Source organism: Microbacterium azadirachtae, assembly GCF_000956505.1.
Taxonomy (GTDB): Bacteria; Actinomycetota; Actinomycetes; order Actinomycetales; family Microbacteriaceae; genus Microbacterium; species Microbacterium azadirachtae_A.
Map to the genome: position 1 here is coordinate 195,237 of NZ_JYIX01000037.1, position 25,371 is coordinate 220,607.

25 protein-coding genes are annotated in these 25,371 nt (G+C 69.1%); 17 read left to right on the forward strand and 8 right to left on the reverse strand.

Features of this window, described 5'->3' with window-relative positions:
- The first annotated feature begins 24 nt into the window (after positions 1 to 24).
- The 3 genes from RS86_RS13750 to RS86_RS13760 all read left to right on the forward strand — a co-directional run bounded on the left by RS86_RS13750 (position 25) and on the right by RS86_RS13760 (position 2,650).
- A complete protein-coding gene (locus RS86_RS13750; protein ID WP_045272800.1) occupies positions 25 to 393 on the forward strand; it encodes a YciI family protein in 369 nt (122 codons plus the stop codon).
- The gene (locus RS86_RS13755; RefSeq protein WP_045272801.1) at positions 390 to 1,610 is read left to right on the forward strand and encodes an RNA polymerase sigma factor; all 1,221 of its coding nucleotides are present in this window, start codon (positions 390 to 392) and stop codon (positions 1,608 to 1,610) included. The genes RS86_RS13750 and RS86_RS13755 overlap by 4 nt, the downstream gene beginning before the upstream one ends.
- A gap of 113 nt (positions 1,611 to 1,723) precedes the next feature.
- Entirely contained in the window at positions 1,724 to 2,650 is a 927-nt protein-coding gene (locus RS86_RS13760; protein ID WP_052680276.1) for a CPBP family intramembrane glutamic endopeptidase, read from the forward strand.
- Between the two features lie 36 nt (positions 2,651 to 2,686).
- Here RS86_RS13760 and RS86_RS13765 read toward each other — a convergent pair whose 3' ends face one another.
- Positions 2,687 to 3,730, reverse strand: a complete 1,044-nt coding sequence (locus RS86_RS13765) for a zinc-dependent alcohol dehydrogenase family protein (protein ID WP_045272802.1) — start codon at positions 3,728 to 3,730, stop codon at positions 2,687 to 2,689.
- A gap of 166 nt (positions 3,731 to 3,896) precedes the next feature.
- Between RS86_RS13765 and RS86_RS13770 the strand changes: the two genes are divergently transcribed.
- Together RS86_RS13770 and RS86_RS19935 are read left to right on the forward strand one after the other, a co-directional pair.
- Positions 3,897 to 5,165, forward strand: coding sequence for an ammonium transporter (locus RS86_RS13770; RefSeq protein WP_045272803.1), 1,269 nt, complete (start codon positions 3,897 to 3,899; stop codon positions 5,163 to 5,165).
- A gap of 4 nt (positions 5,166 to 5,169) precedes the next feature.
- Positions 5,170 to 5,772, forward strand: a complete 603-nt coding sequence (locus tag RS86_RS19935) for a hypothetical protein (protein WP_152642181.1) — start codon at positions 5,170 to 5,172, stop codon at positions 5,770 to 5,772.
- A gap of 8 nt (positions 5,773 to 5,780) precedes the next feature.
- On the opposite strand, the gene RS86_RS13785 is transcribed toward RS86_RS19935, so the two are convergent.
- Complete coding sequence (locus RS86_RS13785) at positions 5,781 to 6,728, reverse strand: endonuclease/exonuclease/phosphatase family protein (protein ID WP_052680278.1); 948 nt, start codon at positions 6,726 to 6,728, stop codon at positions 5,781 to 5,783.
- A 107-nt stretch (positions 6,729 to 6,835) separates the two neighbouring features.
- Here RS86_RS13785 and RS86_RS13790 point away from each other — a divergent pair, with 107 nt between their 5' ends.
- Entirely contained in the window at positions 6,836 to 7,588 is a 753-nt protein-coding gene (locus RS86_RS13790) for an AAA family ATPase (RefSeq protein ID WP_052680279.1), read from the forward strand.
- A 10-nt stretch (positions 7,589 to 7,598) separates the two neighbouring features.
- On the opposite strand, the gene RS86_RS13795 is transcribed toward RS86_RS13790, so the two are convergent.
- From RS86_RS13795 to RS86_RS13805, 3 genes are read right to left on the reverse strand one after another with little or no spacing between them, the layout of a single operon-like run.
- Positions 7,599 to 8,630, reverse strand: a complete 1,032-nt coding sequence (locus tag RS86_RS13795; RefSeq protein ID WP_045272806.1) for a cation diffusion facilitator family transporter — start codon at positions 8,628 to 8,630, stop codon at positions 7,599 to 7,601.
- Entirely contained in the window at positions 8,630 to 8,992 is a 363-nt protein-coding gene (locus RS86_RS13800; RefSeq protein WP_045272807.1) for an ArsR/SmtB family transcription factor, read from the reverse strand. The genes RS86_RS13795 and RS86_RS13800 overlap by 1 nt, the downstream gene beginning before the upstream one ends.
- A 20-nt stretch (positions 8,993 to 9,012) precedes the next feature.
- Complete coding sequence (locus RS86_RS13805) at positions 9,013 to 9,594, reverse strand: cation transporter (RefSeq protein WP_045272808.1); 582 nt, start codon at positions 9,592 to 9,594, stop codon at positions 9,013 to 9,015.
- A gap of 119 nt (positions 9,595 to 9,713) precedes the next feature.
- Between RS86_RS13805 and RS86_RS13810 the strand changes: the two genes are divergently transcribed.
- On the forward strand, positions 9,714 to 10,835 hold the full coding sequence (locus RS86_RS13810; RefSeq protein ID WP_082076787.1) for a DUF4232 domain-containing protein: 1,122 nt from the start codon (positions 9,714 to 9,716) through the stop codon (positions 10,833 to 10,835).
- A 41-nt stretch (positions 10,836 to 10,876) separates the two neighbouring features.
- On the opposite strand, the gene RS86_RS13815 is transcribed toward RS86_RS13810, so the two are convergent.
- Both RS86_RS13815 and RS86_RS13820 read right to left on the reverse strand, forming a co-directional pair.
- A complete protein-coding gene (locus RS86_RS13815) occupies positions 10,877 to 11,803 on the reverse strand; it encodes a sigma-70 family RNA polymerase sigma factor (protein ID WP_045272809.1) in 927 nt (308 codons plus the stop codon).
- A 33-nt stretch (positions 11,804 to 11,836) separates the two neighbouring features.
- On the reverse strand, positions 11,837 to 12,295 hold the full coding sequence (locus RS86_RS13820) for a carboxymuconolactone decarboxylase family protein (protein ID WP_045272810.1): 459 nt from the start codon (positions 12,293 to 12,295) through the stop codon (positions 11,837 to 11,839).
- Between the two features lie 137 nt (positions 12,296 to 12,432).
- On the opposite strand from RS86_RS13820, the gene RS86_RS13825 reads away from it, so the two are divergent.
- Entirely contained in the window at positions 12,433 to 12,948 is a 516-nt protein-coding gene (locus RS86_RS13825; RefSeq protein WP_045272811.1) for a methylated-DNA--[protein]-cysteine S-methyltransferase, read from the forward strand.
- An 83-nt stretch (positions 12,949 to 13,031) separates the two neighbouring features.
- Positions 13,032 to 14,159 (forward strand): HNH endonuclease, encoded by a 1,128-nt coding sequence (locus RS86_RS13830; protein ID WP_160299695.1) that lies wholly within the window; start codon positions 13,032 to 13,034, stop codon positions 14,157 to 14,159.
- 546 nt (positions 14,160 to 14,705) lie between these two features.
- On the opposite strand, the gene RS86_RS13835 is transcribed toward RS86_RS13830, so the two are convergent.
- Complete coding sequence (locus tag RS86_RS13835) at positions 14,706 to 15,278, reverse strand: TetR/AcrR family transcriptional regulator (RefSeq protein WP_045272813.1); 573 nt, start codon at positions 15,276 to 15,278, stop codon at positions 14,706 to 14,708.
- A 191-nt stretch (positions 15,279 to 15,469) separates the two neighbouring features.
- Between RS86_RS13835 and RS86_RS13840 the strand changes: the two genes are divergently transcribed.
- The 8 genes from RS86_RS13840 to RS86_RS13875 all read left to right on the forward strand — a co-directional run bounded on the left by RS86_RS13840 (position 15,470) and on the right by RS86_RS13875 (position 25,097).
- The gene (locus RS86_RS13840; RefSeq protein ID WP_045272814.1) at positions 15,470 to 17,137 is read left to right on the forward strand and encodes a CocE/NonD family hydrolase; all 1,668 of its coding nucleotides are present in this window, start codon (positions 15,470 to 15,472) and stop codon (positions 17,135 to 17,137) included.
- Complete coding sequence (locus RS86_RS13845) at positions 17,137 to 17,595, forward strand: DUF3237 domain-containing protein (RefSeq protein ID WP_045272815.1); 459 nt, start codon at positions 17,137 to 17,139, stop codon at positions 17,593 to 17,595. The genes RS86_RS13840 and RS86_RS13845 overlap by 1 nt, the downstream gene beginning before the upstream one ends.
- Before the next feature lie 117 nt (positions 17,596 to 17,712).
- Positions 17,713 to 19,326: an ABC transporter substrate-binding protein gene (locus tag RS86_RS13850; RefSeq protein WP_235281781.1), complete on the forward strand. Its 1,614-nt coding sequence runs from the start codon at positions 17,713 to 17,715 to the stop codon at positions 19,324 to 19,326.
- A 99-nt stretch (positions 19,327 to 19,425) separates the two neighbouring features.
- Positions 19,426 to 20,379, forward strand: coding sequence for an ABC transporter permease (locus tag RS86_RS13855; RefSeq protein WP_045272817.1), 954 nt, complete (start codon positions 19,426 to 19,428; stop codon positions 20,377 to 20,379).
- Positions 20,376 to 21,236: an ABC transporter permease gene (locus RS86_RS13860; RefSeq protein WP_045272818.1), complete on the forward strand. Its 861-nt coding sequence runs from the start codon at positions 20,376 to 20,378 to the stop codon at positions 21,234 to 21,236. The genes RS86_RS13855 and RS86_RS13860 overlap by 4 nt, the downstream gene beginning before the upstream one ends.
- Positions 21,233 to 22,912 carry a nickel ABC transporter ATP-binding protein NikE gene (gene nikE / locus RS86_RS13865; RefSeq protein ID WP_052680281.1) on the forward strand — a complete coding sequence of 560 codons (1,680 nt, stop codon included), beginning with the start codon at positions 21,233 to 21,235 and terminating at the stop codon, positions 22,910 to 22,912. Before RS86_RS13860 ends, nikE begins: the two co-directional genes overlap by 4 nt.
- 13 nt (positions 22,913 to 22,925) lie before the next feature.
- Entirely contained in the window at positions 22,926 to 23,405 is a 480-nt protein-coding gene (locus RS86_RS13870) for a DUF3237 domain-containing protein (RefSeq protein WP_045272819.1), read from the forward strand.
- A 42-nt stretch (positions 23,406 to 23,447) separates the two neighbouring features.
- On the forward strand, positions 23,448 to 25,097 hold the full coding sequence (locus RS86_RS13875; RefSeq protein ID WP_045272820.1) for an amidohydrolase: 1,650 nt from the start codon (positions 23,448 to 23,450) through the stop codon (positions 25,095 to 25,097).
- Positions 25,098 to 25,371 lie beyond the last annotated feature (274 nt).

Consider the following 25,371-nt stretch of genomic DNA (forward strand, 5'->3'; position numbering starts at 1 on the left):
CCGACGAATCGAAGGAGAACGACCATGAAGTACATGATCCTCATGCAGGTGCGGCAGGACGTGCTGGATGCGCTCACCGCCGAGCAGATGCAGGCGATCGGCGAGGGGCACCAGGCCTTCATCGACACGATCACCGCCTCGGGCGAGATGCTCGGCACCGTCGCCCTCGCCGACCCCAGCCAGTCGAAGGTCGTGCGCGCCGCGGGCGGCTCGCCCGAGGTGGTCGACGGGCCGTTCGCCGAGACCAAGGAGTTCATGGGCGGGTACTACCTGATCGAGGTCGAGTCCGAGGAGCGCGCCGTCGAGCTCGCCCGCCAGATCCCGGACGCGGCGATCGACGGTCTCGCGCTCGAGGTCCGCCCCGTGATGTTCTCCGCCGGGACCGACGTGTGACCGATCGCGGTTTCGAGGACCTGTGGCGCAGCAACGCGCCGCAGGTCCTCGCCGCGCTGCTGCGCCGCTACGGCGCAGCCCAGCTCGACCTGTGCGAGGACGCGGTGCAGGAGGCGCTCCTCGCCGCGCACCAGCAGTGGCCGACCGAGGGCGCTCCTGCGGATGCGAAGGGCTGGCTGCTGACGGTCGCCCGACGCCGCATGATCGACCGGATCCGCAGCGAGCACCAGCGCCGCGAGCGCGAGCACGCCTACGCCGACGCCTGGCGGCCCCTCGCCGAGGCCGAGGCGGCGCACGCGGACGACAGCGTCGAGGTGCTCCGGCTGTGCTGCCATCCCGCCCTGACGATGCCGGCGCAGGTGGCGCTCACGCTGCGCGCGGTCGCCGGCCTCTCGACCGCCCAGATCGCCCGCGTGCACCTGCTGCCCGAGGCGACCATCGCCCAGCGGATCAGCCGGGCGAAGGCGCGGATCCGCGCCGTCGGGGCGGTCTTCCCTGAGCCGTCCGACCCCGACGACCGTCTGGATCCGGTGCTCGCCGTGCTCTACGTCATGTTCACCGAGGGGCACACGGCCAGCGAAGGCGCCGACGTCAACGACGTGCGGCTCAGCGACGAGGCGATCCGCCTGGCCCGGATGCTGCACCGCGAACGCCCGGACGACGTCGAGGTCGCTGGTCTGCTCGCGCTCATGCTGCTCACCGATGCGCGCCGGACCGCGCGCACCGGCGCTCGCGGCGAGCTGATCCCGCTCGACGAGCAGGACCGCCTGCGGTGGGACAGGGACAGGATCGTCGAGGGCACGGAGATCCTCGACGCCGCGCTCGCCGCCGGGCGCCACGGCCCCTATGCGATCCAGGCCGCGATCGCGGCGCTGCACGACGACGCTCCCAGCACCGAGACGACGGATTGGCCGCAGATCCTGGCCCTGTACCGCCTGCTCGAGCTCGAGACCGGCAACCCTGTCGCGACGATCAACCGCGCCGTCGCGCAGGCGATGGTGCACGGCCCGGAGTCGGGTCTGGCCGCGATCGACGGGATCGCGGATCTGCGGGTGCGCGGCGACCGGCGGCGCATCGCATCCGTGCGCGCGCATCTGCTGGAACGCGCCGGGCGCACCGCCGAGGCGATCGAGGAGTACCTCGACGCGGCCAGGGCGACCCTCTCGATCCCGGAGCGCGACTATCTGCGCGCCCGTGCGGCCCGGCTGCGGCGCTGAGCCCGGGTGCGCCATCACCTCTGGCGGCCCGTCCCGGCGAGTGGAACACTGAGGCATGGCGAACGACTGACCCGCAGGGACGCGGGCCCGTCGCGGGCGGAAAGGTCATCATCATGGCTGTCGTCGGCAATCTCGGTCGATCCTCGCGTGCGGAGTCCCGCGGACTGCTCGCGCGACATCCGCTCACCTCCTACTTCGTGATCGCCTACCTCTTCTCCTGGCTGATCGAGGTGCCGGTCGCGCTGTCCGCGCAGGGGGTGCTGCCCGCCCTGCCGAAGCCCGCGATCGCGATCGCCGTCGTGGCCGCGACGTTCGGGCCGACCGTCGGCGCCTTCGTCATGACGGGCGTGACTGAGGGAGGCGAGGGAGTCGTCCGCCTGCTGCGCCGGTATGTGCACTGGCGCGTCGGGATCGTCTGGTACCTGTTCCTGCTCGTCGGGGTGCCGATCATCATCGTTCTCGGCACGATCGTCGTGCCGGGCGCGCTGTCGTCGTTCCAGCCCATCGTGGGGCCGTTGCTCGCCGCGTACCCGCTGGCGTTCCTGATGACGTTCCTCCTCGGCGGCCCGCTGGGCGAGGAGCCCGGCTGGCGAGGGTTCGCGCTGCCGCGCCTGCAGGAGCGACACGGTCCGCTGGTCGGCAGCATCATCCTCGGCCTGCTGTGGGCGTTCTGGCACTTCCCGCTCTTCTGGAGCGGGGTCTGGACCCCGCCCACCGCGGCGAACATGGTGATGTTCGTCGTGATGATCACGGCGCTGACCATCATGATGACCTGGGTCTTCAACCACGCCGCGGGCAGCCTGCTGATCACGATGCTGATGCACGCCTCTTTCAACACCTTCGCGAACAAGGTGGGGGCGCCGCTGTTCCCTGCGCCGATCTTCAACGACTACGGGCTGCTGCCCGTGCTGATCGGCTTCACGGTGACGGCCGTCGTGCTGATCCTCGTCACCCAGGGCCGGCTCGGCCTGCCGAAGGGCGCCAGATCCCCTGGTCTGACCGCGCCCTCGGCTGCGCCCGCGCCCGTGCCGTCGACCTGATCGGAGCGACGAGAGGAGCGACGCGAGGGGCGACCGTCAGCCGACCCGCTGCGGATCGATCATGGTCATGCCCGCCACGGTCGCGCGGTCGAAAGCGGGCAGCAGCGCCGCCGCCTCCTCGAGCCCGATCGTGCGCTCGATGAGGCGTTGCGGCGCCAGGTGCCCCTCGGCGATCAGGTCCATCATCGCGGGGTAGTCGGCGGCCGCCATCCCGTGGCTGCCGAGCAGGTCGAGCTCCCAGCCGATCACCCGCTCCATCGGCACGCGGGGGTGCCCGTCGATCGGCGGGAGCAGGCCGATCTGCACGTGCCTGCCGCGCCGGCGGAGCCCCAGGATCGCGTCGGCGAGGGTCTGCTCGCTGCCGACGGCGTCGGCGGAGACGTGGCTGCCCCCGCCGGTCAGCGCGGCGACGGCGGCCGGGATGTCGGTTCCGTCGGCGAGGAGCGTGTGCGCGGCGCCGACCTCCCTCGCCACCGCGAGCGCCTCCGGGTTGCGGTCCACCGCGATCACCCTGGCGCCGCACGCCTTCGCGATCATGACGGCGCTGAGGCCGACGCCTCCTGCGCCGATCACGGTGACCCACTCGTCCTCGCGCACCCCGGCGCGTCCGACGAGTGCCCGGAACGCGGTCGCGAAGCGGCAGCCGAGACTCGCCGCCGTGGCGAAGTCCACCTCGTCGGGGAGCGCGACGAGGTTCACATCTGCGGCGTGCAGGGCGACGACCTCGGCGAACGACCCCCAGTGCGTGAAGCCCGGCTGCTGCTGGTCGGGGCAGACCTGCGCATCTCCGGAGAGACACCACTCGCAGCGCCCGCAGCCGCAGACGAACGGCACCGTCACGCGATCCCCGACCCGCCAGCGGGTCACCTGCGGCCCCACGGCGGCGATGATCCCGGCGAGCTCGTGTCCCGGCACGTGCGGGAACGCGATGTCGTCATGCCCTGCCCAGGCGTGCCAGTCGCTCCGGCACATGCCCGTCGCCTTCACCTGCACCAGCACCCCGTCGGCCGGGAGCCCGGGCTCAGGAACCTCGCGCACCTCGGGCTGGGCACGGACCGCATCGAAGACCACTGCACGCATGGCCTCATCCTGCCAGGCCGCCAGGGTCCTCGTCACAGCTTGTTCACGCAGGGTGCGCGCGACGAAACGGATCCGAAACATTGCGCGCGTCGAGGCGAAACGCGCGAGTGACAGTCTGACCTCACCCGACGCTGCAGGAGCGTCCTGACAGAGAGGAGCGGACCTCATGGATCAGGGAAACACCGCCTTCGTTTTGATCTGCGCGGCCCTCGTGCTGCTGATGACCCCCGGCCTCGCGTTCTTCTACGGAGGCCTCGTCAAGGCCAAGAGCGTGATCAGCATGATGATGCTGAGCTTCGGCGCGATCGGCCTGATCGGCGTGCTGTGGGTGATCTACGGCTACGCGATCGCCTTCCCCGGCAACCACGGCACCGTCGCACCATGGACGATCGACTGGTCCTCGATCGGACTGTCGAATCTGCTCGAGGTGCCGAAGGACGCCGCCTACCCGCCGCTCGCGTTCGTCGCGTTCCAGGCCACGTTCGCGATCATCACGGTCGCGCTCATCTCCGGCGCGATCGCCGACCGCGCGAAGTTCGGATCCTGGATGATCTTCGCCGGCATCTGGGCGACGGTCGTCTATTTCCCGGTCGCGAGCTGGGTGTTCAACTTCGGCCTGAACAAGGACGGCAGCTTCGCCTACGGCGGCTGGGTCACGCACGGCCTGCAGGACCTGCTCGGCGTCGGCGCGATCGACTTCGCCGGCGGCACCGCGGTGCACATCAATGCGGGCGCCGCGGCCCTCGCCCTCGCCCTCGTGCTCGGAAAGCGCCTCGGGTTCCAGAAGGGCGCGGACGTTCCGCACAACCCGCCGTTCGTGCTGCTCGGTGCGGGGCTGCTGTGGTTCGGCTGGTTCGGCTTCAACGCCGGTTCCGAGCTGGCCGCCGACGGCACCGCGGCGGTCGCGTTCGTGAACACGATCGCCGCCCCTGCCGCGGCGCTGCTGAGCTGGCTGGTGATGGAGAAGATCCGCAACGGCAAGCCGACCTCGGTCGGAGCGGCGTCCGGTGCGGTCGCCGGTCTGGTGGCGATCACCCCGGCCTGCGCCTCGCTGACCCCGATCTGGGCGGTCGTGCTGGGCCTGCTCGCCGGCGCCGTCTGCCAGCTGGCCATCGATCTGAAGTTCAAGCTCGGCTTCGACGACTCCCTCGACGTGGTCGGCATCCACCTCGTCGGCGGCATCATCGGGACGCTGTACCTCGGCATCTTCGCGAACGGCACGGGCCTGATCTACAGCGGCAACTTCGCACAGCTCGCGGCGCAGGCGCTCGCCGCCGGTGCGGTGCTGGTGTACTCCTTCGTCCTCGCCTACGCGATCGGCTTCGTGATCGAGAAGACCCTCGGCTTCCGGGTCAAGGACGAGGACGAGATCGCCGGGCTCGACACCGTGGTGCACGGCGAAGAGGGCTATGTCCTCACCGGCGCACGGGCCTGAGCCGATGAACCCCGTCTCCCTCGCGGCGAGCACCGCCCCGGCCGAACTCCTGCAGCTGCGGAGTCTGCCGAGGCGCGGTCTCGCCGCGGGAGGCGGGCATGTGCGCGAGATCTGCGGACGGCGCGGCGCGAACGGCGAACTGCACTGGACCCTGCAACTGGTCGAGCTGCGGGGGCCTGCGGGCATCCTGCACCTGGCTCACGAGGCGACGCACGTGCTCGCCGGGATCGGCGGGCCGCAGGTCGACGTCGGACCAGGGGCGTCGGTGGGGCTGCGGAAGGAGCGCGTGCTGCGTCACACCGATCCTCTTCTGGAGCTGCGCAGGCCACGGCTCCGTGCCGCGGAGCTGAGCCGGGTCCTCGTCCTGTCCACGGTGACCGCGCGGGCGCGACCGGCGCTCGTCTTCGCGGATCTGCACGGAGCATCGATCCTGCCCGACGGAGTGCGCGCGATCGTCGTGCGCTCCGGGCGGGTGAGCACGGGCGGCAGCACGGCAGCGGCGATGGAGGCGCTGGTGCTGCCGTCCGCGATGACGGGCGACGGCGTGGTCGCCCCTGGACCCGGGATCGTCGCCGATGACGCCCGGGTCCTCATGGTCGTCGGCTGATCTGGGCGTCAGCCGCCGAGCGCGGCGACGACCGCGAGGTGGTCGCTGCCGCCGGCCGATGCGGTCCGCCCTGAGGCGGAGGGGTAGCCGCGCTGGAACACGTGGTCGATCCGGACCACCGGGAACGATGCGGGCCAGGTGAACGACGGCCCGATCCCCCCGAATCGCACCTCGCCCAGTGCGCCGGCGATCGGGGAGAGGGCCGGATCCGTCGACACCGCGTTGAAGTCGCCGAGGGCGATCACGCGAGCGCTCTTGTCGTCGCGGATCCGCTCGCCCAGCGCGGAGAGCATGCCGTCCCTGGCGCTCTGCGCGCCAGGGCGCAGCGAGGCAGCGTGCACCACGTACACGCTCACGGCGCCGCCGGGAGCGTCGACCTCGACCCGCAGCGCGCGCTTCCAGCCGAGCCCGAGATCGAGCGCCTCCTCGTCGAGGATCGGGTAGCGGCTCCACACCCCGACCGTGCCCACGCGGTAGGCGTGCGGATAGGAGTCGGCGAGCTCGTCCGCGATCGCCGATCCGGAGTCGGCGTCGAGCTCCGTGAACGCAAGGATCCCCGCCCCGCCGTCGGCGAGGGTGCGGGCGGACGCGGCTCCGGTGCCGGATCCCGCCTCGACGTTCTGCGTCGCGATCAGCAGCCCGTGGTCCCCGGCGGACGGATCGCCCTGCCACGGCACCGGGAGGAACCCCCACAGTGCCATGGTCCAGGCGACCAGGGGCACCGCGGTGATCCACGCCGTGCGCGGCCGGATCAGCAGGGCGGCGACCACGAGGGGGACGAGGGCGAATCCCAGCCAGGGCAGGACAACGGCGATCCCGGTCCCGATCAGGCCGGGGATCCCGCCCAGCAGCACGATCACGGTGAGCGCGGCGGTGATCAGCAGGATCGCGATCACGGCGCCCCGACGAGGCGTCGCGCGTCGCGCCCTGACCTGCTCTCTCGTCGCCTGGCTCACGGATCAATCCTCCCGGTCCGGGTCTGGGGAACCGCTGACGGTCCGGCCAGGACTCTGTCGGTCCGGCCCGGCACAATGGAGCGGAGCCGATCGCCGAAGGGAGCGTCATGGATCCGTTCTGGGACCCGGGCAGCCGCCGACGCCGGCAGCAGCCCGTGGTCGCGGTGCATCCTGCCGACGATGCCCCCGCCCCCGGCCGCGCCTGGCCTGCGAGCATTCCCGCTGTCGCGCAGGTGCTGCGGGAGGGCATCGACCTCGACCCCGGTGTGACGTTCCTCGTCGGCGAGAACGGCAGCGGCAAGTCGACGCTGGTCGAGGGCATCGCCATCGCCTACGGACTCTCGCCGGAGGGCGGATCCCGCCAGGCCAGGCACAGCACGCGGCCGACCGAGTCCCCGCTGTCGGACTGGCTCCGCATCCAGCGCGGTGTGGGCGCGAACCGGTGGGGGTTCTTCCTGCGCGCCGAGACGATGCACTCGTTCTACACGTACCTCGAGGAGAACCCCTCGCCAGGACCGGAGCCGCTGTTCCACGAGATGAGCCACGGCGAATCCTTCCTCGCACTGCTCGAATCGCGGTTCGACGACCCAGGCTTCTACTGCCTCGACGAGCCGGAGGCGGCGCTCTCGTTCTCCTCGACCCTGAGCCTCATCGCGGTGCTGCGCCGGATCGCCGAGGAAGGCGGGCAGGTCCTCTGCGCGACCCACTCGCCGGTCCTCGCGGCTCTGCCCGGCGCGAGGATCCTCGAGGTCGGGGAGTGGGGGCTCCGCCCGGCGGTCTGGGAGGATCTGGAGCTCGTGCGGCACTGGCGGTCGTTCCTCGACGAGCCAGGGCGCTACACCAGGCACCTCCTGGACTGAGGCGGGACCGTCAGGGCGCGGCGCGCACCCCGACGAGGAACCCGTCGAGGTTGTGCACGTGCGTGCGGACGCTCTGCTCCGCCTCGGCGGCGATCGCGACGGGGTCGCCGGCGGTCGTGATGATGGCGTCGCCCTCGAGCCGGTGGCCGGCCCAGCGCAGACGGACCCGCTCGACCGCGGAGATGCCGTCGACGTGCTCCAGGGCGTGCCGGGCCCGTTCCACGAGCTCCGGCTCGACGCCGTCGAGCAGCCGTCGGCCGATGCTGCGCACGGTGCCGATGAGCAGCACGAAGATGGCGACCGAGATGAGCGCGCCCACGATCGGATCCGCCAACGGGAATCCCGCCAGCACCCCGAGCCCGCCGAGGACGACGGCGAGCGAGGTGAAGCCGTCGGTGCGGGCGTGCACGCCGTCGGCGACCAGCGCCGCGGATCCGATGCGACGGCCGACGCGGATCCGGTAGATCGCGACGGCCTCGTTGCCGAGGAATCCGATCACGCCGGCGACGATCACCCAGCCGACGTTGTGGAGGGGCTGGGGGTTCAGGATCCGTTCGATCGACTGCCAGGCCGCGACGATCGCGGAAAGCAGCACCACGAACACGATGAACAGGCCGGCGAGGTCCTCGGCGCGCCCGAACCCGTACGTGTACCGGCGCGTCGCGGCGCGGCGTCCGAGCAGGAACGCGACCCACAGGGGGATCGCCGTGAGCGCGTCGGAGAAATTGTGCACGGTGTCGGCCAGCAGAGCGACGGATCCGCTGAGGAAGAACACGACGGCCTGCAGGATCGTGGTGGCGAGGAGGATGACCAGGCTGATCTTGAGCGCTCGGATGCCGGCGCTCGAGGCCTCCATGGCGTCGTCGATCGCATCCGCGGCGTCATGCGTGTGCGGCACGAACAGTCCGTGGAGCACGCCGAGGAAGCCGGCGGGATGGGTGTGCCCGTGCTCGTGCTCGTGGTCGTGGTCGTGGTCGTGCTCGTGCTCGTGCGCGTGGTCGTGGTGCTCGTGGTCGTGGTGATCGTGCGGGTGTTCGTGCATCACGAGTCCTGGTCGGCGTGGTGGTGGCGGGGAGTCCCGCCGAGCGAGTGCTCGGCCTGGAAGATCGCGTCGGCGACGAGCCGCGAGGCGTGCTCGTTCTCGAGCCGGTAGAACACGCGCTGACCGTCCTGTCTGGTCGAGACGATGCGGGCGAGGCGCAGCTTCGCGAGGTGCTGGGAGACCGCGGCAGGGGACTTGTCGACGATGTCGGCGAGGTGGTTGACGGAGAGTTCCCCGGCCTCGCCGAGCGCGAGCACGATCCGCACGCGGGTCGCATCCGCGAGCATCGAGAACACCTCGACGGCCAGTTCGACGTAGGAACTGTCCGGCGAGTATCCGCATGCCTGCTTATCTGCACTCATACGCAGATACTAACGGATGCTCACCCGCGCAGGGCGTGCACAGCCTCGCGGACGGCGTAGAAGACGATGACGAGACCCGCGACCGGATCTGCCCACCACAGTCCGAAGAGGGCGTTCAGGAGGATGCCGACGAGAACCGCCGCAGCCAGGATCCCGTCGACCAGTGTCACCTTGCCCTCCGTGAGCAGGACCGGATCCTGCAGAGCGCGCCCGACGCGATGCTTGCCGAAAGCCAGGAGGAACATGGCGACGGCGGTGAGAGCGGTCCACCAGATGCCGCCCTGCAGCGGCGTCGCGCGGTGGCCGGACGTGAGCGCGACGACCGCTTGGGCCAGCAGGTAGACCGCGAGCAGTCCGAACGCGATGCCGATCAGGCGGAGGCCGAGACGCTGGCGGCGCTCATCCGCGCCGACCAGTTCCCAGACGACCACCGTCGAGGCGCCGATCTCGATGAGGCTGTCCAGTCCGAATCCGAGCAGGGCGACGGACGCTGATCGGTAGGCGAGGAATCCGAGCAGGACGACCCCGACCACGTTCCAGGCCAGCGTGATGATCTCCAGCACGATGCCGGCGCGGCGGAGGCGGACGCGGTCTGCGGGCACGGGCCTGACGGTAGGGGCGGGTCCGATGAAGGCGCTGTGGATGGTGGCGTCGGCCGGTCGCGATCGCCGGTTGTCCGGGAAGGCGTCCCGCTAGGGTGGCGAGGACGGATCGGGGGGCGATGGGCACGGGTATGGGACGACGTCTGCTCGGCGGAGGGATGCTCGCAGCGCTGTGGGTGCTGTGCGGGTGGCTGCCGTACCTGCTGTCATCGGCCGGGGGATCCCTGGCGACACTCGGACAGATCGTGCCCTCGCCGATGAACGGACAGTTCTTCGGCGCCCCTCCGGGATGGGCGATCCTGCTGCACGCCATCGCCGTGCTCCTCGTGGGCGGCGGCTACGTCCTCGCGATCATGCTGCTGGACCGTCGAGGCGCGCGCACGTTCCTCGCCGCGTGGCTGGCGGCGGTGATCGTCGGATTCGCGGTCGGCGGAGTTCTCGATCTCGGTGCCATGGTCGCGGCCGTCTCCTGGGGCGGATTCCGCACGGCCATCGGGGCGGCGGGCTCGACGATGCTCGCGGTGTTCTGGGGTTTCGCCGTCGGCTGGATCCCCGCGAGCGTCGTGCGGCAGCGGTCCGCCCCCGAGGTGCGGCGAGACGCCCCGGCGGCGCGCGTCGTCGCCGTGCTGGGAGCGGCCGTCGTGGTGCTTGCGGCAGCCCTGCCCGCGGTCTCGGCGGGGGCGAACGATGCCGCGCAGCGGGCTATCGCCGCCGATCGCGGACCGACCCCGTCGGATCCCGATGGCGCCGCCGCGCCGGATCCCGCAGCGCCCGGCATCGCCGTGCCGACAGTCGCTCCGTCCGCCGAGACTCCGGGAACCGGTGCCTGCACCGCGGAGCAGCTGGAGCTCCTCGCTCCGCCTGTGGACGGAGCGACCGGACACCGGCTGCAGACGTTGCAGGCGATCAATGTCTCCGAGAAGGCGTGCGTGCTGAACGGGTATCCCGACGTGGCGTTCGGCGACCAGAACGGGCACGTCATCGAGGTGGATCTGCAGCGCGGGAGCTCCTTCATGGCGTCCGATCCGGGCGCGGCGCCCGTGACGCTCGCGCCGGGGGCGTCCGCGAAGGCGGGGATCGGGTGGGACGCGAACTCCACTCAGGGGCAGCTGGTGGCGCGCAGCCTGCACGCGGCGGTCCGCGCCGGCGAGACGCGCCAGATCTGGACGAACGGCTTCGACGTCGTGCCGGGTGCCGAACTCCACCTCACGGCATGGCAGGCGGATCAGGTCGTCGGCTGAGGAGCAGCATCGCGAGGACGCGTCCGGCCCGGGCGCCCGGGTCAGAGCACGTATGCGAGCTTGTCCGGGTTGCACACCTGACGGAGCCCGTGGATCAGCCCGTCGGCGCCGAACTCGAGGGCGAGCACATCGGTGCGGCCGGAGCGCAGGAACGCGATCGCCGGTTCTCCGTTGACGTCGAGCCGCTGCACGGAGAACGGCAGCGCGGGGTCGGCGGTCGCCTTATGCAGCACGCCCACGAGGAAGCGCCGCACACGGTCGGCGCCGAAGATCGGGTTGCGCGCGGCGCTGACCTTGCCGCCCCCGTCGTTCCACAGGATCGCGTCGTCGGAGAGCAGAGCGAGAACGCCCGAGATATCACCGTGCTCGACCGCCGCGAGCAGAGCGCCGAGCGCGGCCGGATCCGCCGCGCGCGTGACGGAGGGATCGTCGGCGAGGCGCAGTCGGCGCTCGCCGCGGGAGACGAGCTGCCGCACGGCGGCGGGCGACTTCTCCAGGATCGGCGCGATCTCGACGGCCGACATCCCGAACGCCCGGTGCAGCACGATGGCGGCCCGCGCCTCGGGCGCGAGCTGCTCCGCCATGTGCAGCAGCGCGAGCGAGAGCAGCTCGCGATCGGCCACCGCGTCCTCGGGCAGCCGCGAGGTTGCGACGGGCTCCGGCAGCCACGGGCCGATGTAGTCCTCGCGCATCGCGGCGAGTGCGCGCACGCGGTCGATCGAGCGGCGCACGCACACGGTCGTCAGCCACGCGGGCCAGGAGCGTACGCGCCCCGCCGCAGAGGGGATGTCCGCCTCGGGCCCGTCGGGATCGGGGCGTTCGGCGCGCTCCTGCTGCAGGGCCTCGATCGCGACCTCGGACACGATGTCCTCGGCGTGGCCGTAGTCGCCGAGCATCCGGTACGCGATGCCGATGAGGCGCCCCCGCTCCGCCTGCCACGCACGGGTGGCAGGGGAGACGAGGGTCATGGGCCCACGGTACCGCCCGGGGTCGGACACCGCTCAGACGATCGGGTGCTTGTCGTCGATCGGCGGCGCCATCTCGGTGGCGATCGCGATGCGGTTCCACACGTTGATCGTGCAGATGGCCATCACGAGCCCGCCGAGCTCTCCGTCGTCGAAGTGCTGCGCAGCGGTGTTCCAGATCTCGTCCGTCACGGTCTCGGGGCCGAGCTGAGTGACCGCGTCGGTCAGGGCGAGCGCCGCGAGCTCGCGTGCATCGAAGAAGCCCTTCGCGTGCTGCCACGCGCCGACCGCGTGCAGCGTGCGCTGCGGGATCCCGCGCTTGGCGCCCTCGGTCGCGTGCATGTCGACGCAGAAGCCGCATCCGTTCAGGATCGAGGCGCGCAGCTTGATGAGCTCGTACAGCCGCGGCTCCACGCTCTTGCGGGAGTACGCCTCCATCCCGAGCACTGCGGCGTAGCCGAGCTTGTTGGTGCGGGCCATGTCGATCCTGGTCATCGTCGTTCCTTCCGTGGCCGGGCCCGCAGGTCTCGCGGGCACTCGTGCGGCTCTCATCAGGACTGTCGGATCCGGGGGCCGAAGTGTGACAGGGGCGCAGACACGGGCGTGTCCGACCCCGGGCGTACGATCGCGGCATGACCTACTCCGGCTCGATCGCGACTCCGGTGGGCGTGATCGCGGTGCACAGCGACGGGGTCGCGATCACCCGGGTGACCTGGCCCCGCGCGGGGCGGTCCGTGGCGTCGGTTCCGGGAGAGAGCCAGGACGCCGAGCGGGATCCGCTGCTCGCCGAGGCGCTCGCACAGCTGGGCGCGTACTTCGCGGGGGAGCGGTCGGGCTTCGACCTGCCTTTCGACCTCGGCCCGCAGTCCGACGTCACCAACGCGGTGCTCCACGCGCTCTACGACACGGTCGGCCACGGTCAGACCGTGACCTATGGCGAGCTCGCGGAGCGCAGTGGCACGACGGTGCCCGCGCGGGCGATCGGAGCCATCATGGGCGCCAACCCCATCCCGATCATCGTGCCGTGCCACCGCGTGGTCGCGAGCGACGGGCTCGGCGGCTATTCCGGCGGAGCTCCCGGCGAGGGTCTGCTCACCAAGCGCTGGCTGCTCGAGCACGAGGGAGCCCTGCCGACGGCGCTGTTCTGAGCGGTGCTGCAACGACGCGGCAACGACGCGAGGCCTGTGGATAACTCTTCCCTTTATCGAAGATATGTTCTATGCTTGAGGGCATGGACAAGCCGCTCGATCACTACCTCCGCCGCAGTGCGGAGATCGTGGCGGAGTGCGCGGAGCTGGGGCGTGAGGTCGCGCGGATGCAGGCGCGACAGGCGGCCCTGGCACACGAGAGGGTTGCGCTGCTGCTCGAGGAGGTCCCGGCCGGATCCGCGGGATTCGACCAGGCGGAGCGCTCGATGATCTCCGAGGTCGCGGCGGGGCTGCATCTGTCCCGCCACACCGCGGCGAAGATGCTCGCGACCGGCCACGTTCTGCACGAGCGGTTCCCCGGAGCCCGCGCCGCTCTGGAAGCGGGAGACGTGTCCCTCGCCCACGCAGAGGTCGTCATCGAAGCCGCTGCCGACATCCCCCACGACGACACCTCGGCGCTCGCCGAGTACGAAGCGCAGGTCGTGCCGTTCGCCGCGGCCGAGTCCCGGGCGCGCACGAAGGCCTTCGCCGAGTCCGTCGCCGCTGCCGTGGCTCCGATCGCGCTGACCGATGCGCACCGGCGAGCCCACGACGACCGCGCGGTGACCGTGACGGACGACGGCGCGGGACAGGCCACGATGCATGCGAGTGGTCCCGCGGCGCTCATCCACGCGGCATACGACCTGCTCACGCAGGAGGCCCGGACGATCGTCGACGCGGCCAAGCAGGCGCGTCGCGAGTCGGGCGACGAGGACCGCCCCGGCGGCGCGCAGCGGCTGGATCAGGTGCGGTTCGACCGCTTCCTGCTGAGGGTGCTCACCGGCCGGATCGCCGATGACGCCGACATCATCACGGGCATCCGCGCGACGGTGCAGGTCACGGTCGCCGAGTCCACGCTCCTCGGTCGGGATGACCGCATGGCAGAACTCGACGGGCGCGGCCCGATGGATCCGGACCTCGCCCGCCGGTTCGCCGTCGCGGCGTTCAGCTGGGAGCGACTCGAGCTCGACGTGCAGGGCAGGGTCGTCCGCACCAGCCCGTACCGGATCCCGGAAGCCATGAGACGACAGCTTCGCGCCCGGGATCGCACGTGCCGATTCCCCGGCTGCCGCCAGCCCGCCCGGCGAACTCAGATCGATCACAATCACGATTTCGCCCGAGGCGGTCCCACCGACCCCTGCAACGGCACAAGTTGTAAGGCGGACCCCTGACCCCATGGGTCGCGATGAGTGTGTGGCGGCCCATGGCGTCGGCGCCCCGAATGTCGGCGCTCGGGCTTGCGTCTGCCCAGGCTCTGACAGCTTCGATTCTCGACGCGGACTCGCGCGTCGGCCTGCTGGTGGCTCAGTGGGCGACGCTAACTGGCCTGAGGAAACCCGGGGATGGCCTTACCCGCACCATTGTCGAACGAGACAGAGCGGCCTGACGGCGGGGTCGCCGAGTTAGGAAGCACCCAGGAGAACTCCGCGAACATGAGATGCTTTCCCACAATCGGGCTGACCGTGCGCAACGAACGCGAGGCCGCCGTCTACGGGCTCGCGCCGCGCCGCGAGCATCATCACCGATTCCAGCAAGATCAAACGCCGCGCGTTCGATACCCTCGGCGAGGATGGCCTGTTCGACACACTCATCACCGACGACTGCATCGTACTCGACCAACGCACCGCGTTCGAGGGCGCCGGCCTACAGGTCATCGTCGCGGGAACACCGTCAAAGACGAATTCAAATCCTCCCCGGAATGAAACTGAGGGCCGCGGTCAGATGGCGGCGAGTTGGGCATCGGCGGCGGCGCGTGAGCGCTCCATCCGCGTCGGATCCTTGTCGAAGTCTCCGAGGAAGACTGACCCCAGTGCGCACGTGAGCACGCCGTACGCGGCTGTGATGCAGGCGCCGGCGGACGCGTTGGGCTTTGCGATCGTGACGAGCTCGGCCAGTTGCACGCGTGTTGCTGTATACGCCGTTGTGAGCACGTCGGCGATTTCCGGAGTCGTGCGCGACAGCTCGACGAGACCGAGCACAACCGCATTCTCGCGGTCAGGGGCGTTGAAATCCGGTCCGAACAGGTAGTCGAGCGCGTCGTTGATGGTCGCGACGTGCGGCGGGAGAATGGACCCCACGTTCCCGGTCTCATCCCCGAACACGGCGATCGCGGTGTCCAGCAGCAGCTGGTCGCGGTTGCCGACGAAGTGGCGGACGTGTCCGCGCGACATGCCGACGGTATCGGCGATGCGATCGAGTGTCGTGCCGCTGATGCCGTGTTCAGCGATCGTGTTCATGGTCGCGTCGAGGATCTGCTCCCGACGTTCGGTGGCGACCGAGGGGCGTGCCATGAGTGCCTCCTGTCTGTGTCTGGCATCGATCGCGGACTCCGCGCTGACGCGGGGGTGAGTTGCCTGCCTCAGGCCAATGTAACGACCTTGTGAATTCTAGTCTAGTCGGACTTGACTATTTACGGGCGTGTCCATAGCTTGTTTCTCACCCGCAGATCATCCCGAGTCTGCGGCCGTCTCAAAGGAGTGACATGCCCAGCATCGTCCGTATCCCCCCGGCGCCCGAGAGCCCGCTCTCGAACGCGGTCCGGATCCGTACTCGCGACGGCGTGTTGCTGGCTGCTGACCTGTACTTGCCGGGTGCGCCCGGGATCGTCGATGACTCTCCCGGCGACACCATCCTCATCCGGCTGCCGTACGACAAGTCGGGTGTGTACTGCTTCATCCCGCTCATCGCCGAGTACCTCACACAGCACGGCTACCGGGTGCTCGCGCAAGATGTGCGGGGCAAGTTCCGCTCGGAAGGCGACGCGCTTCTCAACGTCAACGAGGTCGACGACGGATACGACACCATCGAGTGGATCACTCAGCAGGCGTGGTCGAACGGCCGGGTCGCGATGTGGGGCGACAGCTACTACGGCTATACCCAGTGGGCAGCTGCGTCGAGCGGGCACCCCGCGCTGAAGGCGATCTCGCCGCGGGTCACGGGGACCCAGCTCGGCGAGCCGGTGCGCCGTGAGGCCAGCGACCGCACGCGTCGCGTGGAGTGGGGCGTGACCTACATGTATCCGCTCACACAGTTCTTCGAGAACGACGCGCTGTATTGGGAGCCGGACTGGTCCCGCCGTGACTTCGCGGCCCAGGCGGAAGCGTTCATGACACAGATCGGCCACCGGGGACTGTCGTACGACCAGTGGTACCCGAATCCCGTGCTGCTGCCGCGGTTCCCGCAGGGAAGCCCCTTCGCAGGGCGCTCCGTGCCGGTGCTGCACACGATCGGCTGGTGGGACAACTGCGCCCCGCTCTCATGGGCGGATGTCAAGGCCATCAAGCAGCACCCGAACTGGGATGCGCACCATTACCTCCGCATCGAGCCGATCGACCACGAGGGCTTCCAGCTGATCGAGGCAGACGGTGATCGCGTCATGGATCGCACTGAGGCGCAGATCCGTGCCCTGCTGCCGCGCACGCTGGACCCGACTCTCGCCTTCTTCGAGGTGTTCGTCCGCGGCAACGGCTCTGCCTCCGACATCCCGCGTGTCGCGTGGAACCTTGCGGGCACCGAAGGCATGCGGGAGAGCGCCACCTGGCCGCCTGCCGGAGTGCGCACCCTGACCCGTTATGCCACGGCAGACGGTTCCCTCCGCGTCGAGCGGCCCGTCGAGCCGACGACGCTTGAGTGGATCCATGACCCGGTCGACCTCGTTCCCTCCAGCGTGCCGGACGCCTTCGCGTACCTCCTGACGCTGCCGGATGAAGCATCGATCGGCGATCGCGATGACGTGCTGCGCTTCGACGGCGCCGTCCTCGAGACAGACGTGGATCTCGCAGGGCCCGTGGCCGTTTCAGCCCGGGTCGCTTCGGACGGCCCGGTACTGGATTGCTTTGTGCGCCTGCTCGATGTCGCCCCTGATGGCTCGGCCTTGCGGATCGCCCGGGGTCAGCTCCAGCTGCGCGATGCGACGTCTCCCGAGACGCTGGAGATCGACCTCGGTCACGTCGGGTACCGGCTCCGCGCTGGACATCGTCTGCGCGTGCACGTCTCCAGTAGCGACTACCCCGAGTTCCTGCCGCAGAACGGGACCGGGGCGGATCCGTGGACCGGAGGCGAGTTGCAGGCGAATCGCCAGCGGCTCGTCGTCGGTGGCGCAGATGCGTTCGCCCTCGCCCTCACCGTCCTGGAAGGAGAGCTGCCGTGATGGAGCCCACCCTGGAATACGTCTTCGAGATCCGCGCCGGTATCGCCCCCGATGTCCACATCGGCCGTGGTCCGGAGGAGCGTCTCTCGTTCACCCCGGTCACCGGCGGCAGCGTCGTCGGTCTCCGACTGAATGGCACAGTGCTGGCGGGCGGCGGCGACTGGGCCGTCGAACGGCTCGGCACCGCCCAGCTGGAAGCGCGCTATCTTCTCCAGGCCGACGACGGCGCCGTCATCGACATCATCAATCGCGGCTACTTCCGGGCGGCGCCCGAGCTCATCGCACGGATGGAGAAAGGCGAGGATATCCCGGAGGACGAGCCCGGTCTCTACTTCCGCACCGCACCTGTCTTTCAGACCGACGCCCCTGAGCACCGCTGGCTGGCCGAGAACCAGTTCGTCGGGCTCGCACGCGACGAGAACGGCCAGGTCTGCATCCGCGTCTTCCTGCTCAACTGACCCGACTGACCCGAGAACTAAACAGCGGCTCGACCCATTTCCATCCTTAGATTCCCTATCCCTCCTCCCGAACGGAACAGCACCATGAAAAGAATCGGACTCGCAACCGGCGCGCTCGTGTGCGTCGCCGCGCTCGCGCTGACCGCGTGCTCGCCCCGGACCGGCGGCAACGCAGCCGACGGTGACAATGGCAAGAAGATCACGCTTGTCGACGCGCAGCCGGCCGGCACCAAGGCTGTCGACAAGGTCACCTGGGCGATCGTCGAAGGCGAGCCTGCGACGCTGAACCCGGCGTCGTCGGCGAACCTGATCATCCCGAACCTCTGCGACAACCTGCTCTCGCTGCAGCCGGACTTCTCCGTGAAGCCCGGCGTCGCCGAGAGCGCGGAGTGGGCAGATCCGGTGACGTTCGTCATCAAGATCCGCAGCGACGTAAAGTTCTGGGACGGTAACCCCGTCACCGCGGACGACGTCGTCTACAGCCTGAACCTGAACACCAACCCGGCGTCGCAGTGGTACGGCGCGTTCGCGTTGGTCGCGCCGGGCGGCATCGTCGCCACCGGTCCGGACGAGGTCACCGTGCACTTCGTCGCGCCGGACAGCGACTTCCGAGACGCGATTTCCGGCCAGGGCAGCGCCGTCATGCAGAAGAAGTTCGGTGAGGCTGCAGGCCAGGGGCTCGGCACCGCGGACGCGGGTCTGATGTGCACCGGCCCCTACAAGCTCGACAAGGGCGGCTGGAAGCCGGGCACCGAGATCGACACGGTGGCGAACGAGGATTATTGGAACGGCGCCCCGCTGGTGAAGAACATGAACTACAAGTTCGTGTCCGACAGCTCGACGCTGACCACCGCGCTCACCCAGGGTGAGATCGACGGGGCAATCAACGTATCGCCCTCCTCGAAGGCGGCGTTCCAGGGCAATGGTGCCGGAACGCTTACGGTCGGCCACTCAACGGCGTCGTACAGCTTTGGTCCCGTCTCGGCTACGAGCGCCGCTGCGAACCCGAAGGTCCGGCAGGCTCTCAGCATGGCGATCGACCGGGAGCAGTATCTGAAGACGGTGGTCAACGGTCTCGGGTACGTGCAGAAGACGATCGTCCCCGAGTTCTCGTTCCAGTCGAAGGAAGACGCCTCGATCTACCAGGCCGGCTACGACGCGCTCCCCGCGCCGAAGGTGGACATCGAAGGCGCCAAGAAGCTCCTGGCGGCGAGCGGCGCCGATCTGAGCAAGCCGCTCACGATCGCCATTCCCGCGGGCGCCAAGGAATTCCTGCAGACGGCGACGATCGTGCAGAGCGCGGGCAAGGAGATTGGTCTGAGCATAAAGATCGACGAGATGCAGGCCTCCGACTTCGGCGCACTGTTCTACGACCCGAGCAAGCGGGATGGCACCGACTTCGTCGCCACTCAGGGCTACTTGGAAACGCCAGGCATCCTGGGCTACCCCTCTCTGTTCCTGATGCCTGCCGAAATGGGCGGGGTGTTCAACTGGAGCAACTACAACAACCCCGAGGTGACCAAGGGCATGTCGGCCGCGCGCAATGCGACCGACCAGAAGACGGCCGCCGAGCAGTTCGTGGCAGCGCAGAAGCTCTTCGCACCGGACCAGCTTCAGGTCACCCTTGCAGGGACATACCAGCTCACCTACCTGAACAACAAGCTGTCTGGTGTCGTGACCTCCGTTGCCGTCTACAGCAGCCCCTGGGCTCTGCGCCTCGGCGGAAAGTGATCATCGCGTGAGTGGCCGGAGCCGTGGTTTCCGGGACCGCGGCCCCGGCCGCTCACCCAGACAAAGGACAGCGAAACTGGAAAGGGAGATGAACGCGTCATGAACGCACTGACCCGTATTCTGCTCGGCAGACTCGGCGGCCTGGTGCTGACCCTCTTCCTCGCGAGCGTCGTGATCTTCTCGACGTTGCTGCTGACGGGTGATCCCATCGCCACGCTCGCGGGCGGGGCCAAGCCGACCCCGGAACTGATCGCCCAGATCCGTGCCGAGTACCACCTGGATGCCCCTGTGTGGGCGCGGTACTGGGAGTGGCTCACCGGTGCGATGCAAGGACACTTCGGGCGCTCCTTCGTCTACAAGACAGACGTGATGACCCTCATCGCGCCGCGGTTCGGCATCACCGTGCAGCTCGTGCTGCTGACGGTCGCGCTCATCCTCGTGTTCGGTGTGGGCTCCGGCATCCTGGCTGCCACGCGCGGCCGCGCCGTCGACCGCGCCGTGAGCGTCCTCACCTCGCTCGGGATGGCGTTGCCGACCTTCGTCATCGCAATCCTGCTGATCTGGGTGTTCGCGCAATCTCTCGGCTGGTTCCCGGTCTTCGGCGCCGGCGACGGCTTCGGGGACCGACTCTGGCACCTCGTCCTACCCGCAGTCTCGCTCGCGGTGCTGTTCCTCGCATACATCAGCCGCATCACCCGCAGCTCACTGGTCGCCCAGCTGCATTCGGAGCACGTCGACACGGCCCGTGTCCGCGGCATTCCGCGCGGACGGATCTTCTCCGTGCATGTGTTCCGCAATGCCTCGCCGCAGATCCTCGCGATCTCCGGAACCACGATCGCCGGCCTGTTCGCCGCATCCGCCATCGCGGAGGTGGCGTTCGGTCTCGGCGGCATCGGGTCGCTGCTCGTGGAGGCCGCTTCCCGTTCCGACCTTCCGGTCGTGCAGATCCTGTCCCTCATCCTGGTGACGATCTTCGTGGTGCTCAACGCCATCGCCGACTTCATCAGCATCCTGATCGATCCGACCAGCGTCGTCGGAGGGCGCAGAGAATGAGCATCATTCAGCTCACCAAGGGTCAAGTCCCCGCCGTTGCCACCGGCGCGGCGAAGCACGACTGGACGTTCATCGTCGCCCTCATCTTCTTCGGCGTCATCGCCGTGTCCGCGTTGCTCGGACCGTGGATCGCGCCCTACGACCCGTATCAGCTGTCCGGCGAGGTGAACGGGGCGTCGAGCATCGATCACCTCTTCGGCACGGACGACCTGGGTCGCGACATCCTGTCCCGGGTGCTCGCGGGCGCGCAGGCCAGCGTATTCGCCCCGATCGCCGTCGTGATCCTCTCGACGCTCTTCGGGCTGGCTTTCGCACTCGTCGGCGCGTGGTTCGGCGGGTGGGTCAGCGGCACGATCGCCCGGATCATCGACGTCATCTTCGCCATTCCTGGCCTCGTGGTCGCCGTGCTCGCGGTGGCGATGTTCGGCAAGGGACTCGTCGCACCCGTCGTCGCGCTATCGATCGCATACATCCCCGTCGTTGCGCGGCTCTCGCAGACCGCCGCATCCCGCGAGCTGGGAAAGCCGTACATGGCGGCTCTGCGCGTGCAGGGGGTGTCCAGCTGGGCGATGTGCTTCCGGCACCTACTGCCGGCGATGATCCCGATCGTCGCAGCGCAGATGGCCATCGGATTCGGCTACGCGATGCTCGACCTCGCGGCCATATCGTTCCTGGGCCTCGGCCAGCAGCCGCCGAACCCCGACTGGGGATCGATGATCTCCACGGGCCAGGCCGGCATCCTCGCAGGCGCCCCCGAACAGTCCGTGTTCCCGGCGGCTCTCGTCGTCATCACCGTGCTAGCCGTCGGCATCATCGGCGCCAGAGTCACCGTCTGGGCTGAGGAGAAGGACTCATGACCGTTCCCGTGTTGGAGATCGCGGATCTCGACATCTTCGCGCCTGGTGCAGATGGGCCTCGTCAACTGGTATTCGGCAGCTCGCTGTCGGTGCAGCGAGGCCAAGCCATTGGGCTGGTTGGGGAGTCTGGTTCAGGCAAGACACTCACGGTGCGGGCCGTCGCAGGACTCCTCCCTGAGGGGTTCGGCACAAGCGGCACGATCCGCATCGACGGCCAGGATCTCAGCACGATGACGCCCCGCGCGCTGCGCGATCTGCGCGCGCACCGTCTGGGTATGGTCTTCCAGACGCCCCGTGCGCACCTCAACTCGCTGCGCACGATCGGCGACTTCATGACAGAAGCGCTCGTGCACGTCGCCGGCGTGAAACCCTCGACCGCACGCGCACGCGCGATAGAGCTGCTCGACGAGGTCGGCATCAACGACCCCGGCAGGCGGCTGCATCAGCATCCCGGCGAGTTGTCGGGTGGTCTGCTGCAGCGCGTGATGATCGCGGCCACCCTGGCGATGGATCCAGACATCCTGCTCGCCGATGAGATCACGACAGCACTGGATGTGACCACCCAGGAAGAGGTGATGGCTGTCATCGCCGACCTGCGCACGCACCGAGAGCTGTCGCTGCTGTTCATCACACACGACCTGGCCCTCGCCGGCGCGGTCTGCGACCGTGTCAACGTCATGCAACACGGACGCATCGTCGAGACGTTGAACGCGGCGACAATGCGACAGGACGCCACCGACGACTACACGCAGTTGCTCATGTCAGCAGCCCTGGACGAGGTCCCACCGATCGCAGCGAACGCCGCGGCGGAGCAGCCGGTCATTTCGATCGAGGATCTGCGCAAGACCTACCAGGTGCGCGCGGCGAGCGGCGCCAAGGAGACGCTCGTCGCCGTCGACGACGTCTCCCTGCAGCTCGCACCTGGCGGATCGCTCGGGATCGTCGGCGAATCCGGATCCGGGAAGTCCACCACCGCCCGGGTGCTGCTCGGTCTGGAGCGCGCCGACAGCGGCAGGATCACCGTGGACGGTCAGGACTGGAGCGTGCCGGCGCGGCGCGGGAAGGAGAGGCGTGCGCGAGCGAAGATCGCGCAGATGGTGTTCCAGGATCCGTATCAGTCTCTCGATCGCCGTCAGACGATCCGGCAGTGCCTCACGGAGTCGGTCCGGGTGCACCGTCCCAAAGTCGCCAAGGAAGCCGTGGCCGCCCGCGTGACGGAGCTGATGGCGCAGGTGCGCCTCGACGAGGCCCTGCTGGACACGCGCCCGCGTGCCCTCTCCGGCGGGCAGCGTCAGCGCGTCGCGATCGCCCGTGCACTGGCCGCCGACCCGGTGTTGCTCGTGCTCGACGAGGCAGTGTCAGCCCTGGATGTCACCACCCAGGTCGAGATCCTGACGCTGCTAGACCGGATCCGTCGCATGACGGGTGTCGCCCTGCTTATGATCACACACGATCTCACCGTGATCCGGCGGCTGTGCGACCACGTCGTAGTCATGCGCCAGGGAGTGATCGAGGAGCGCGGCACCGCCGCCGAGATCCTAGACAATCCGCAAGCGGAATACACGAAGCTACTTCTGGATTCGATCCCGCGCGAGGGGTGGAGCCCTCGCCGGCGCCGGCTGGGACGCACCAAGTCCATGCCGACAGTCACCCGCAGCACCATCATCCCCCGATGAGACGAGACGGACCATGACCGAACCTTTGATCAAACCCGGCTTCGAGTTCTGCTTCGAGCTGCGCTGCCGCGTCGACGACGCCCTGCCGCTCGGCGGCAGCACCTTCGGCGAGGGCCTTCACTTCGCCAAGGTCTCCGGCGGCACAGTCACCGGGCCGCGGCTCCGCGGCGTCGTGCTTGACTCGGGCGGAGACTGGTGGAACGGCCAGGGACTGACGGTGACACTCGATGCGCGCTACGTGATCTCCGCCGATGTGACCGCTGGACGGGCGGCCGTTGAGGTCGTCAACCGCGGCATCTGGCGCACCGACGAACCCACGTTCGAGCGGATGCTGCAGGGCGAGGACATCTCCGAGCGGGACCTCTACTACCGCACCGCATTCGTCTTCCGCACCGAGCATCCCGAACTGCGCTGGCTCACCGTGTCCCAGTTTGTCGGGTATGCACGCGCCGAGCCGGGCTTCGTCATCATCCGCGTGTTCCGCCTGACCTGAGTAGCCTGACCGGGCCTCGCCCGGAGATTTGGAGAACTGAGCATGACTGCATCCGCAGATCTCGTCATCATCGGCGGTCGCGTGTTCGACGGCGCCGTCCTCACCGACAACACGGCGGTCGCCATCGCCGCGGGCCGCATCGTGCGCGTCGGGTCCGACCCCTACGTGCGCGAGCTCGCCGGCGCACAGACGCGTGTGGTTGACGCGGCGGGGGGACTCATCCACCCTGGCTTTGTCGATGCGCACGTGCACGCGTCGTTCGCCGGCGTGGAGCGACTGAGCCTGGATCTCACCCCCGCGCGCAGCGTCGAGGAGACGTTCGACCTGATCCGCGCAGCCGCCGAGCACAGCGAAGGGGCGTGGCTGACCGGCGGCGGCTGGGACCACGAGCTCTTCCCGATGCCAACCAGGCAGATGCTGGATGCGATCGAGCCTGACCGCCCCGTAGCGTTGAATGACGCCGGCCACCACACGCTCTGGGTCAACTCGAAGGCGCTCCAGCTCGCCGGCGTCACCCGCGACACCCCGCAGCCGCACGGAGGCGAGATCTGTCTCGACGAGGTCGGCGACCCGACCGGCTACCTCAACGAGACGGCCGCGGAGCTGGTGGGGCGCATCATTCCGCCAGCGACCGACGATGAGATCTACGAGGGGCTGCTGAACGCGCAGAACCACCTGTGGTCGCTCGGCGTCACAGGCTGGCACGAGGCAATCCTCGGCGAGTACAACGGCAAAGCGGACTGCACGATCGGCTACCTGCGCGGGATCGCCGACGGCACCCTGAAGAGCAGCACCTCCGGCGCACTATGGATCGCCCCCGGACTGCGGCGCGAGGACGTGCCGGCGCTGGTTGCGCACTTCATCGAGCTGCGCGAGCACAACGCGGCAGCAGGCTACTCCACCTCGACCGCCAAGGCGATGATCGACGGCGTCCCGCACGGCGGGACGGCCGCGTTGTTCGAGCCCTACTGCAATCACGGTGACGGTTTCGCCGGCGAGTTGCACTTCGATGAGGATACAATCCGCGACTTCGTGCAGCAGTTGGATGCTGCCGGCTTCGCCCTGCACCTGCACATCATGGGCGACCGGGGCATCCGCGTCGCCTTGGACGCAATAGAGGCAGCCCGGGCGGCCAACGGCGCCGGCCCGCGCCACCACATCGCGCACCTATCGCTGGTCCAGCCCGACGACGCCAAACGATTCGGCCCGCTCGGGATCACCGCGAACATCCAGGGCCTATGGGCCTCGCCCGACCCTTTCCTGGCCAGCATGATCGGCGAGGAACGGATGCTGCACGGCTACCCCTTCCGCACCATGGCCGACGCCGGCGCCGCACTCGCGATGGGATCGGACTGGCCAGTCTCGCCCGCCGAACCCTGGCTCGCGATCCACGTGACGGTCAATCGCTGGGCACCGCTTCCGCCCGGCATCGACGCGCCGACCCTCACCGTCGACGCCGAGCCATCTACCCTCGACGCCGAGAACCAGGCCCTCACTCTGCAGCAGGCACTCGCGGCCTACACGAGTGGATCCACCGAGCTGGTACTCGGACGCCCCGGCCGAGTACGCGTAGGAGAGCGGGCCGACCTCGCCGTTGCCACCGAGAATCCGTTCGATCTCCCGACCGCTGCGATCGCGTCAGCGCGCACCGCAGTGACAGTGGTCGCCGGCGAGGTCGTGTTCCAGCTCTGAGAGGCAGAGCCTCGCTAAAGAACCCAGACAGAACCACTTGGTTTGTTCGCCAAGCAGTGGGCGTCGCACAAGGATAGGGAGTGAGTGCCGCCCTGACCCAGGCTGGCTAGGTACTCATCGGGCTGATCTACACGCTCGACTAAGTAAGGGAAATTGGGACAGGCTGACGGCTCGGTTGCCAGTTCCAGGCTCGCTTCGGTCTTCCTTCTTCCGCTTGGGGAGGGTGGCGCGCGTAGCGGAGCGGAGCGCGGCGCCTGACCCTACTTCCCTGAGT